Annotated in this window: 7 protein-coding genes; all 7 read right to left on the bottom strand. The window is 52.9% G+C overall.

Features of this window, described 5'->3' with window-relative positions:
- Window positions 1–124: 124 nt before the first annotated feature.
- The 7 genes from M1D91_RS18345 to M1D91_RS18315 are packed head-to-tail and all read right to left on the bottom strand — an operon-like array spanning window position 125 to window position 12,443.
- Complete coding sequence (locus M1D91_RS18345) at window positions 125–1,693, bottom strand: formylglycine-generating enzyme family protein (RefSeq protein ID WP_437432595.1); 1,569 nt, start codon at window positions 1,691–1,693, stop codon at window positions 125–127.
- A gap of 43 nt (window positions 1,694–1,736) precedes the next feature.
- On the bottom strand, window positions 1,737–2,951 hold the full coding sequence (locus M1D91_RS18340; protein ID WP_437432596.1) for an ABC transporter permease: 1,215 nt from the start codon (window positions 2,949–2,951) through the stop codon (window positions 1,737–1,739).
- Window positions 2,941–3,672: an ABC transporter ATP-binding protein gene (locus M1D91_RS18335; protein WP_437432597.1), complete on the bottom strand. Its 732-nt coding sequence runs from the start codon at window positions 3,670–3,672 to the stop codon at window positions 2,941–2,943. Before M1D91_RS18335 ends, M1D91_RS18340 begins: the two co-directional genes overlap by 11 nt.
- Window positions 3,672–5,633, bottom strand: a complete 1,962-nt coding sequence (locus M1D91_RS18330) for a vWA domain-containing protein (protein ID WP_437432598.1) — start codon at window positions 5,631–5,633, stop codon at window positions 3,672–3,674. The genes M1D91_RS18335 and M1D91_RS18330 overlap by 1 nt, the downstream gene beginning before the upstream one ends.
- Window positions 5,630–6,670 carry a single stranded DNA-binding domain-containing protein gene (locus tag M1D91_RS18325; RefSeq protein ID WP_437432599.1) on the bottom strand — a complete coding sequence of 347 codons (1,041 nt, stop codon included), beginning with the start codon at window positions 6,668–6,670 and terminating at the stop codon, window positions 5,630–5,632. Before M1D91_RS18325 ends, M1D91_RS18330 begins: the two co-directional genes overlap by 4 nt.
- A complete protein-coding gene (locus M1D91_RS18320; RefSeq protein WP_437432600.1) occupies window positions 6,664–9,375 on the bottom strand; it encodes a putative virulence factor in 2,712 nt (903 codons plus the stop codon). Before M1D91_RS18320 ends, M1D91_RS18325 begins: the two co-directional genes overlap by 7 nt.
- The gene (locus M1D91_RS18315; protein ID WP_437432601.1) at window positions 9,375–12,443 is read right to left on the bottom strand and encodes a virulence factor SrfB; all 3,069 of its coding nucleotides are present in this window, start codon (window positions 12,441–12,443) and stop codon (window positions 9,375–9,377) included. The genes M1D91_RS18320 and M1D91_RS18315 overlap by 1 nt, the downstream gene beginning before the upstream one ends.
- Between the last annotated feature and the right edge of the window lie 3 nt (window positions 12,444–12,446).

Below are 12,446 nucleotides of genomic sequence, written 5' to 3'. Positions count from 1 at the left end.
TCCGGCCGAATGCCGCAGGCCAGTCTGGCTGCGACATTCAGTACCAAAAACGCGCCACCGCTAATGAATCAACGGCGTCTTTCCTCACAATACTGTCTATTACCGCCTGGAATTTCAGCGACGGTTATTGCCCACCGGCGGTCTTTTTGCAGCTTTCCAGCCAACCTGCGGTATCTATCTTACCGTTTTCCAGATACTTCTGTTGATTCTGCCAATGCGCCGCCAGGAAGGGCTTCAAACCCGTGAGCCGCTTATTGATCGTGAGCATTTCTTCGAATACCGAGACTTCATGCTTGAGACTGTCCGCACCGTACAAGGTCGCCGAGTCGACCAGACTGCTGGCGTAATAGCCCGTAAGCTGTTGCAGCCTGTCTGATTGCTCTCCCAGTTTGCTTTTACGGTTAGCGCAGTTGGTGTCGCTGGCATCTTTATCTTTACAGAGCAGCTCATAGTTATGATTCAGGAAATCAAGGAAGCGACCATCATCCTGCAGCTTGGTGCACAGGAACGATCCTAAATTAAGGCTGGCGCGAATCGACTGAGCACGCTCTTCTTGCTGCTTCTGGTTGCTGGCGCGAAGTTGATTTTCGAGATCTTTTAGCTTCTGTTTTAGTGCCGCATCGTCGATACCAGATGCAAGACTTCCCAGCGCTTTGGCCGTATCTTTACCTTCATCTTTAGTTTTCTCGCCGTTTTGATTTTCAGCCCCCAGGGTTTCCCAGCTTTTTTCGAGTTGTTTCACTTTATCGGTAGAGGTGATGGTAGGGGCGACCAGCACCAGACGCAGGCCGGTGGTTTTACTGGTCGAGGGGGTGGCGTTGTCGTAGTAATTGACTTCTTTACGGGTCGCGCTGCGAATATCGGTTGGATTTGACTGGAAGCTACCCCCACGCACCACGAACCCCCCGGCCTGGCCATGGAGACGGTTCAGCTTGTTAAGATAAAACGGTGTAAACATCATTTCTGAAACATTACCCAGCATGTCATACAAGCCCAACGGGTTGGGATGCAATCGCCCGATGAGCTGGACTTTACCGTTAGAGGATTGCGCGCCAGAAAACCATTCATAGTTTTTCATATCATCCATCGGATAATGGGCATCCCGGAATTCAGCACTATTCACTTTGAGGCCGCCGCGCGCTGCAAATTCCCATTCTACTTCCGTCGGTAGCCGCAAGAATCCAGGCTTCCCATCTTCCTGAGGCAGTTTATCGAGGGCGTTAGTGCGTAGCCATTGATTATATTTATCGGCAGCAGTAATGGCATCAAACCAGCTCATGCTGGTTGCAGGCATACTGAGCATTCGCGACGGAGTCGGGCAGGTTCCTTCCATCAGGGCTTTATATTGCAGAGCCGTAAGCTCGTACTTGGCCATCAGGTAATAACGACCTTTGCTTTTTTTGCTCTCACTAAAGCTACCAGCAATGAAAGTCGGGTAACTGTGTTCGACAACGCCCCAGTCTCCTCCATCCTGCCCTAGCGTGATGGGAAGATCGTCCAGCGGGCCTGACACGGGGATCTCGACGCGACGAAACGCCATTGAACCTTCGCAAGGCATTGGCAAAACGATATCTTCATCATCAGGATTGGGGTTCCAGGTATTGGTGGCCCAGGGCTCCGCCAGCGCTGAAGACATATGGGGAAGCAGGCCGAGCACTAAAGCGTACCGCAGTGAAGAAAGAGTCAAGGTCACAAACACTCTCCGCGAATCAAGTGATTAAAATAAGAATATAAGGTCATACCTCACGCAGGCTCTGCGCAGGTTCTATGTTGATGGCGCGGCGGGCACCGATACTTGCAACCAGCAGTGCAACGAGCAGCGTCAACGCCATGGCGAAGAGACTATGCTGTAACGTTATTTTGCAAAGCATCTGATCGGTTGCCTGGCTGCCCGCCAGCGCACGGTTAAAGATCTGGCTGGCAAGTAAATAAATGCCATAACCCCCTACATAGGCCAACAGGCTGAGCAGGCAGCCTTGTAAAATGACATACAGCCCGACTGCCGGACCGGTAAATCCCAACAATCTCAACACGGCAATATGTCTACGTTTACGATCGACGTTAGCGATAAAGGAGCCAATAAGCGAAGCAACACACCCGATAAGCGCGGTTGCCGCGATAGTATTGAAAATCACCCCCAGCACGCGGTTAATGCTTTTCACATTTTCGATGTCAGCCAGCCGGCTGGTGGTTTCAATGCGTTGCGCGCGCAGAACGCGCTCAAGGCTGGCAACCTGATCGATATCGCTGGCATACAGGCGCGCGCGCGCATAGAGGGGCGGTTTGTCGTTAAGCTGACTGCCGCTGCTAATACCAAGCTCGCTCACGGCATAACCGTCACGAAAACGCTCCAGCATCAGGAGCAGTGCCGGTTGAGTAAACAGGGCGGCCCGGTTGAAATAAGTCGGTGCAAGGATCCCAACCACGGTGAGCGATTTACGCCCCCACTCCCGGCGTTCTTCGCGCTGTCGGCTCACGCGTAAGGTAAGGGTGTCGCCCACCTTTACGGCCAGCTTGCGTGCTGCTTCCTGCGTTAAAACAATCTCATTTTCATGATGAATTTCCAGACTACCCAGCAGCGGATCGCCTGCATCCGTCGGTATTACTTCGGCATTTTCAATGAAGTGACTGCTGTCAGTTTGCAAATCAGCAAGAGTGTTTAGGGAGCGTGTCTGCCCTATGGCAAAACCCACATCAGGGCGCTGGCGCAAAGCATCTATCCAGGCTTGATCGTAGCTTCCGCTGCTGAGCATCCGTATTTCAAGGTTGCGGGGATCGCGCGTTAAATCATCCTGCAATTGACTGATTACCCCAAAGCGCAGGCCAAACAACAGGAGGAGGGGGGCAATCACTGCAACCAGAGAAGAGACAATGCAAAAAGAAATAATACGGTCGTGCCACAGATCCTGTACCGCAAGACGGCCAAGCAGTAGGGTTCGGTTAAAAGACAAAATGGGTTCCCCTCCGGGCCGGTGATTCTGCGTGTTCGCCTGAATCCGTGTCGGGACGGGCGACCAGACAGGGCAAATTGAATTTTTGCACCAGCGGCCAGTCATGGCAGACCACGAGTGCCATCATCTTCTCCTGCTGCACCAGGTCAATAAACAGACTAAATAGCTGTTGAGCGTTGTAGGGATCAAGGGCCGCGGTGGGTTCATCGGCCAGCACCAGTCCGGGGCGATGTACAATGGCGCGGGCAAATGCGGTTCGCTGTCGCTCACCAAATGAGAGTTGTGACGGGTATTTCCCCAGTAACGGACCGAGCTTGAGCGTGTTGATAACTCTGTCGAGCAACGGTTTATCAGGCGTGATGCCGAGCAGTTGACTCGGCAGCCGGATATTGTCCTGTACCCTGAGAAAAGGTAATAACCCGCCGTTTTGCAGAACAAATCCCAAATGACGCGCACGAATGTCTGCGAGGTCTGCCTGCCGATTAGTAGTGAGGAGCGATGCAACATCATGCTGCTTATCGGTATCCGTCAGCGTGAAGCGCCCGATATGGTCGGGACGCAACAATAATCCAATCGCTTCAAGCAGCGTACTTTTGCCGCAGCCGCTTTCGCCAGTCACTGCCACCAACTGACCTGGCCGCAGCACGAGCTGCGGCAGGTAAACATGATGCGCCTGAACACCCTCGCCGCGAACAACGTGCAAATTTTCAATGTGCAGCATCAGGGCATCATTTCCAGCGGTACAGGATAGACGCGTTCACGGGGATCGCTGTCTTTAGCAAGCTCAACCCAGCGGTCCACATCGGCATTGTATTTCTGGTAATGACGAAGTTTGGCTGACAGGGTACGGATGAATTTCTCCTGCGACAGGCCATCCCAGCTTTTCCACGTCTCTTCATCAAGATTCAGGACATCACTACGGTACGGCAGATCTGCAAGATATTCGCCCAGGACCCCCAGTTCGTTAATCTTACTATTCTCTTTCTGTTTGAGCTGGTTAGGGTCAGCGCCCATGGTGGCTGCGACGGTACGTAGCCGCTCAAACATCTTATCAGGAGAGATCATGCCTTCATTTGCCGCCTGCAGAATCTGGCTGACCACATCGCTTAAATCGCTCAGCTGCCCTTTTGTCAGTAGCACGCGAACATCCGTGGTTGGGATGTTCTGCTTGATAAGATCGCGGTCGCTGATCCAGGCTTTGAAGACCAGCGGGGCCTGGGTTTCATTCTTCTTGCCCAGATAAGCGAGCTGCATGGCGTGACCAATGAGCGCGGTATCCTCAAGCAATTTCTCTTCCGGCGTGGACTTTTTCCCTTCATCTTTCGAATAGAGTGCGCTGCCGATGGCCGGGTCACCCATATAGGCTGACTTCACCTGCTCGGTAATCGCTGCCGCCAGGGCATCGACCTGCTTACCAAAGGTTTTCAGGTCACCGGCATCCACCGCCTGATAAAGGTTAGACTGCGTGCTGTCAAAATTAGAGAGGTCACGATACTGGCCTTCGGCTTTCGCATGGTCATCTTTGCCGGAAGGGGTCTTCAAGTGCAGGGTATAAATAGCAATACCGCGATTGCCGGCTTCCAGTCTGAGCTGTTTCGCATCCAGGCCGGTTCCCGAAAGTTTGTTGCTACCTTCAATTGCTCCCGCATCGGTGATCAACACCATGTAGCGCGCGCCAAACGGGCTCCAGTCAACGTTGTCGATTGCGGACATTACGCCTGCATAAGCATCTTCATCGTAAAGTGAGCTGGAAACTTTTGCTTCTTTCAGCCCTGCAACTTTCTTAAGAAAATCGTCGCCATCTTTTACCTGATTAGGATCAGCGTAGATCTTCGTGGTGTATTCCAGACCGGGTACGGCTTTGGCATTTGATCGAAATGAGACAAGACCAAACTTAACCTGATCCTGCAGGTGCTCTTGTTTGATTTTGTCGTAAATTTTATTGACCGCTTCTTTGGTGCGTTCGATGTAGGGACCCATGGAAATGGTTGAGTCGATAACGAACACGACCGTCGCATTAAAGCCCTTTAGCTGGTTAACGTCATCACCCTGTTTGACTTCAGGGTCTGCTTTGCTGACCGAGGCAACATTGAGTAAGCGCGTGTAGAACCCATTTTCAGTCATCACTTCTTCACCGCTCAAAATAGGCAACAAGTAAAACTGCTTTTGCAGGTCCACGAAATATTCCGGTTCCTGGGCTAATACGCCCTCGGCGTTACCGTCTCGTTTGAGATGGGCACGAAGCGGTGCCACCAGTGAGACCGGATCGGGGGCAGAAAGAATATCATCAAGGCTTTTTCGCTCTTTAAAAAACATCAAGCGATCGCGGTTGGCGGGGTTGGTAAAGGCAAGCGTAAGCTGCATTTTCCAGTCCACGGTGCACGACTGCGGCAGCCAGCCGATAACCTTGCCATAGCTGTCTGGCCCCACCTGCACCCAGCTTTGTCCGTTAGCCTCTGCTTTCTGATAAACATAAAGACTGCTAAACGCAGGCTGCAGTACCCCTTTGTCATCACCTGCCGCGGTGCCGAGTTTGCAGCCTGGCGTGGTCAGCACCCGTTGAAACAGCGTTTTTTTGCCTTCCTGCAGCAGGGGCTTATCCCCCTCTGCTGCATACGCATGACCAGCCAAAAGCAGACTACACAACGGTAAAGCCAGTTTTAGAAAATGTTTCTTCATCATTTGCCCAACTCCTCAAGGCGCTGCTTAGCCTTTTGGTTATCCGGCTCAGTTTGCAGCACCGTTTCATACCAGTAAGCGGCAGTATCGGGATCGGGCGTTTTAAAGCACTCGCTTGGCTTATGCTCTTTAGGATCGTATTCAGTGGCGTAAGCGAGCGCGATCTGGGTATCTCCGCCCTGGGCACGGTTAGCATACAAGCGCTGCGCTACACCGCACTTCTTCGCCTCTTTGGCAGCCTGAATGATGGTCAACAATGCCGCGCTGTCGAGCTTTTGCTGCACACAGTTTTGGACGAAATCAAGTTCACTCTGGCTGTTCAGATTGGCCACTGAGCACGCGCTGACCTCCGGTTTGGCTTCTGTCGCTGCCGGGGTAGCAGGTGCAGCAGGTTCAGCCGGGGCCGCCGGAGCTGGGGCTTCGGCCTGACTGTTCACGGGTTCCTGCGTCGGTGCAGAGGCGTCTCGTCCCATAAACCACCATAACGCGCCGGCCGCAATGAGCAGCACGATGAGTATGCCGGCCACGATCGGTATAAGGGATACGCTGCGTTTTGGTGGGCGCGTGTCCTGCACAGGCTGAGGAGCAATCGTCGGCTGTGCAGGCGCCACTTCAGGTTGGGCTTCAGGGGCCGGAACCGGTGCGGGTGTCGACAGCACGCTACTACTGCTGTAATTCCCCGTCTGGCCACGCGCATCCGATGAGAACAGCTCATCACGCACCATTTGCAGTGTCGTACTGCGCGTTTCACCTGACGCCAGTTTGACCTGAATTTGCACCTGACTTGCCCTTTCCAGCAGCGGATTCAGAAGGGTCGGCCCGATACGGAAACCACTGCCGTTGCTTAGCGGATAACCACCATCAATGGTGAACCAGTGGGGAGCCGGGCTCCAGTTGCTGTCGGGTTGCAGATAGTTTTGTTCGTTATTGCACAGGCAAAAGGTCAGGCTGGCGAGCAGAGACTGTTCACCACGCAAACGGATCATCAACTGGGCAGTGCCCGGCACGGCAGGTTGACAGGCAAAAATTTTAGCTAGCATGACAGGTTCTCTTGTTTCATTTGGCCGATAATCTGGCCAAGTTGCCGGTTATGTTCGATGGAGATATCGCGGGTGGCACTATGACCCGCATTGTCCAGAATGAGGGTCATCAGCGCGGACAACCAGTCACCCATGTAGGCGACGCCGGGTTGCGGCGCGAGAGAAGGCAGTTGTGGAAGCTCATCCTGCCCAAGCGTTGCCTGTCGGGCAAAGACTTTCTTTTTCTCGCCCACATAGCTATTGGGAACCTGATCCTCAGGCAAGGAAAGGTAACCAAACCAGGCGATAAAATCGCGGATGGTCAGCTGCGCACGTAACACCTGGCGAGCCATCAACTGGCTACGAAGCGTGCCTGCCTGCTCCTGTCCTGCGAGGGCATGTTTCAGCTTACCCTCCAGTTCCAGACGAGTACTGGCAGTGATGAGCTCTTCACAAAGCAGCGTGATCATGTCGCTGTTCATGCCCAACTGCTGCCAGCTTGCGGTTTGCAGCGGTAAATCGCGTAAATGCGCTACCCAGACTTTGAATACTTCATGTGCAAAGGCGTCATCACGGCCCACGCGTTCAGGCAGCGGCGCGGCTGCCTCATCCATAGCACTTTTGTCATCAGCAGGCGCAGTGGCGAAAGGATTATCGGCAAAAGGATTGCTGGCAAACGGGTTAGCGCCAAATGGATTAGCTGCAAAGGAGACCGCTGCCCGAGGCTCACCGGCCGCCTGAGATTCATTGTCCTGGTCGCGGATACTCAGATAAATGTTACGCAGTTCATGCGGCGGCAGATCCAGGCGATTTATCATTTCGCCTATGCTCGGTGCGCAGGCCGATAAACCTTGCCAGAGATCTTTAGCAATGGCTTGCTTCTGCTCAATCTTGCCCTCGCCATCCTTTTCAAACCAGCGTCCCAGTTGTTTTTCGACCGTATTCTCACGGCACGCTCGCAACTGCGTTTGCAGACGTTTTAATTTGAACTCCAGATTGGCGACACCACGAAGTGCTTCGGTCAGGCGATGCATGCCTCCATCATTCAAGGAGAGCATGGCTTCCCACGCCGCGCTGGGGTCGGCTACGTGGCGTTTAATTTTTTCACCACTGGCAAAGACGGTGCCCATTGTATCGAGTACGCCGCGATAGCGATCGGCGAGAGCCACTTCTTTAAGGCTCTCCTGGCCGGGGATGTTTTCCAGCGTCAGGAAGGGGTTATCCATGCCGGGTTTACGTACAAGGAAGCAGTTATTAAAAGGCTGACCAGGCGACCACTCTTTTAGCCATTCATACTGAGCAAAACGTTCCAATAGCGTGATATGCAGCATGCCGTCACAGGCTTCTTTCAACTGACTTTCCGTCTTTTTCAGACTGTCAGTGATGCGCATATCACACATGGTAATGGCCCAGAATAGCCCCGGCTTCGTGCCTCCGCGCTCGTCTGCATTTTTGCCCTGGGTTTTGTCCACCCAACGCGTTAACACCGGACCAACATCGGCAACGTCACTTTGTTTAAACGAGCTGGCGCAAACGACCAGGGCATTCATTTCCTGGTTATCGGTATAGCGCTCAAAGAGGTAGGCAACCTTGCCGCGAAGCAGGAGCTGTGAGACAGGGTTATCCGGATCAGCATCTTTCAGAGCGGTGAGCTTCAGGCGTCCACGGTAGCCCGGGAAGTCAAGTAAGTCGACCTGCCTGGTCACGCTCTGGTCGGTCACTTCTGCCAGCGGGAAAATGAGCTCAGAGGTCAGTGCCGCCAGTTCAGCTTGTGACAAGCTGGCGCTACCCGTCTGCTGGTTTTCTTTCCAGAATCGAATTTCGACAGAGTGACTCTGATTTGAGCCAAGCTTATTAAGGCTATCGACATTCATGATGCTGCCACGACTATGATCGATCAGTGTCTCCAGCGGAGCAAACACCATTTCGGCGTGGTTAAGTTTTGCCAGCACATTGGCGAGCGAACGATAGGTTTCGGTCAGCTCAGGTAACTCCCCCCAAAGCAAAGAGAAGAGTTCTGCTCGCTCATTGGGGCTGAGCATCGGGGCGACTTTAAGCACCTGCGGCCAGTATGCATGCTCCAGTTTTTCGACTGATTTCTTGAATGACGCGTTCAGGTAATCCCATAACGCTACAACGTCCTCACTGCTGACGCCACTGTGTGCGTTTGCCTGGCCTGAACGTTGCAGGTACGGACGCAAGCGCTCTTCGATTCGGCTTTCATCCAACTGGTAAGACAGTTGTTCGTGGTTAAAGTCATTAAACCAGGTGTTAGCAAGAATTTTTGCAAGGTCTATCTCACTGAACAGGCGCAACGGAACCGGATAACCTGTCGGCGCATCAGGGACCTGCCGGGTAAAACGGGTGACCAACCCCGTTGCTTCCTTGCCCCCGCCGACCGGGTTCACCTCTTTAATGAAGTCTACTTTACGATCGCCGTAAAGCGCTTCCAGCTCACCATTGCTACCCGCGGCTAATGCCGAAATAAGATAGGACTTACCGGCTTGTGAGATGCCGAAGAAACCCACCGTCATGGGGGTGGTGGAGACCCGGCCCAAACTGTTGGCAAGATTTTTAGTGCGTAATAAACCTAAGTTGAGCTTATCCGCTTCGTTATCCAGGCGGCGGGAACGGGGGCGTACTGTCTCTACCCAGCCCAGTGCATCCTGGCAGCCTTTGGCGATAGCTGCCCAACCTTGTTGAAGGGAAATTTGTTCGTTGTTCATTATTTTTTAACGCTCCCGCTATCGAGCCAGTGGCGGTTGTCAATGAGCCCGGTATCCGGCATGGTATTGAGCTCCAGCTCTATATCTTTTTTGCTGAACGATTTATCGGTGTTGCTGCTGACGTCGGCAACGATCAGACGATCGCTGATGAGTCCTAATCGGCGAGCATCTTTTCCTTTATCAATCATCAGCCTGACGTTGAGGTACGGCGAACCGTTGTCCGTTGAGGTCGCGGCCGAAAATTTTCTGCGACCTTCTTCGCTAAACCGTAGGGTATAGAGTGGGGATGCTGACCAGCGCTCAGCATCCAGTTGACGATACCCCAGGCGCAGGTCACCGCGCATGACGATGCTCTGCGTCGTGGCTTCACCCTCAGGGCTGGTAATAACAGGCAACTTAATCTGACCATTTTCAGATTCGATATGGCGATAGACCACATCAGCATCGTGAATCAGGTTATCCATATCAATGATGCCGATATGGCGAATCGTTGAATAAGGTTTCAGCGCCGAAGTGCGGAAATGGAAGTTCGGAATGCTATGGTTGGCGCACAGTTGCGTCAACATCGCGCCCACAGATGCCGTGCTCTTCGGATCGTCAATATGACCGTTTTTGTGGAATGGGTACCAGGTACCTGTCTGATAGCCATGAAGCGCTAAAATACGCCCCGGCGGCAACGGCAGATTCCGTCGTACGATAGCCTGAATACCTGGCAACTGGGATGGGCGTCCAGTCAACAGCAACAAATCGCAGTTATAGCAGGAGACGACCTCACACAGGGCCGTCAGCACTTTATCGATATTGAACTTACCGGAGCACAAATCGCTGTGCACTTTCGCCAGCGGAAGATTCAGGACGATGTTACCCAGTTTAAAGTCCTGAGGCCCGCCTGCTTTTTGCACTTCCCGGCGCACAAAGGCTTCTACTTCTTCTCTGAGGCTGCCCGTGGGGAGTAACTCACTGACCTGCTGATTTATCAGCAGATGCGTTTGTTCATCCAGCGGATCGAAGTGTTCATAGCGGCTCAGGATGTGCAGTGCCAGCGGCACGAACAGTTGCAGGCTTAACTGCTGACGCAACACCGCTTCGGCTGCGCTGATATTTTGTGAACCACACAGCTGCGACATCAGGGTGTCTACCGTGTGCACACCCGCTTCGCGTAAAGCCTGTTCGAAAGCGGGAAGTACATAGGACTGAATGACATCCAGCAGAATATCATCACCGGCGATTTTAAAGCTGTCACGAAAACGCTGGTGAGGAATGATGTGAACGTTCGCGCCCCCCCCGGCTAAACCGTTGCGATCCAGACGATAATCGGTAATCACCAGATCTGTGGTGCCACCGCCAATATCGATGGAGGCAATGGTAATGGCTTCGCGATCTTTGCGATCCGGGCGACCCAAAGTGTTAAAAAACACTTCTGGATGACCCGCAAAGTTTTGATTGATTTCGGTATAGAGATACACGAGTTGAGCGCAGGAAGCCTCGTCCCACTCCACGCGAATTTTTGGCAGCGGGATTTTGATATTGCCCTGGGTATGTGGCTCTACTTCATCATCATAAGGATTGTTTTCGCCCGTATGCCAGCGCAGAGATTTCCAGACTAAGCCCACCGCCTGACGCATTCTGTCATCGAGAATGCAGCGCTCTGCCATCGGCAGACCTGGCGGAACGGTAAGAATAATGTGCCGGAGCTGACGAGGGATTCCCGCATGACCTTCACGAATGCGTTGCTCCGGGCTGTTGATCTGGCTTATCGCCTGCGTCAGTACTTCCGACAGCATAAATGTCATCAGAGAACTGCGGGAGTAACGTGGTGTGAAAACGGGGATGCGATCCATTTCGTCTTCAATGGTGTGCAGCGCTTCGCCTTTTTCATCGATCAGATTGGCAAAGGGGGCCGCTGTGGCGAGGGGGTTGGTATCCTGCACATAGCTGCCGTTAAAGCGCCAGCCCTGGCCATAGAACTTCTCATCCCACAGGTAGCGTTTAGGACTGGATAACCCCGTGGAACCTTCACTGCCCCGACGGCGGGCGGCTAAACGACTGGCTTCACCGCCAATACGGGCGATGGTTGGCCACTGGAAAGCATCGTGACGGCCGCTGCGTACTGAGCAGTGATCTTTACCAAAAAAGGCTTGAGAGAACTCGACCTGGCTCTGAAAGGGGTCTGTATAGACATGTTCAGGGGAGCTGAGGTCGCGCAGTTTAAGCACATAGTTGTGCATAAGCCCTGAACCAGACTGACCATGGTCTTCAATCAAAATGCCGCAGGTGCGGGAATTACCCACATCAAGAATGAGATCAACCGCGATAGGTTTGATGGCATTGACCTCCCGATTCGCGATCATTCTGAACTGGGGGAGTTCAATCACCGGTTCGGTCTGCGTTTGTAGGCCTTCCACAGGAATCGCCATCAATGACAGAAGATTAAGGTAGTGCGCCAGAGGGTACTGCTGAGCAAGCTCTTCTTCACGCTCGTCAATGTCCCGCCCTTTACTGGCGTCCGTATAGACTTCAACCAGCCAGTCCTTGACCCATTCCTGAGTCAGATACCAGTTAAGCGCATAGGTCGCGGTAGCGACAGCAAAGGTCGCACCGGCATTCACGTCCTCTTGATTCGGGCTGAGATCGGCGGCGGCCTGCTGCTTCGCCATAATGCGGGTATCAATCGCCAGCGTCATACGGTGGGTATGACCATCCAAATCGGGTTCATCCAGCTTCACTAAACGAAAACGCGCCCAGTTTAGCGGCCCTTCCTGATAAATATTCGGTGGACTGAAGCGAAACAGGGGGAGAGGCAGCCAGACGCTATCCAGTAATTTAAGGCTCTGTTCGATTGGAATATCGTACTGACTTTTGGCCTTTTCAATGTTGCCAGCTGTCGGCTGATAGAAATAGTAATCACGTTGTTCATTGTAAATCAGACGCGTAAGCACGCCGTTGGCGAGTTTGACAAATTCACCCGCAGGCTGACGTTTAAGCGTTAAACCAAAATCCATAAACTGGATCCCGGAATCGCCAACCAGTGTGATTTGACGATCAAAAGAAATAATCTCAGGCAACATAAT

This window comes from Enterobacter sp. SA197 (assembly GCF_054131575.1).
The sequence above is the reverse complement of the archived record's forward strand: the minus strand, read 5'-3'. Positions and strand labels throughout refer to the sequence as shown.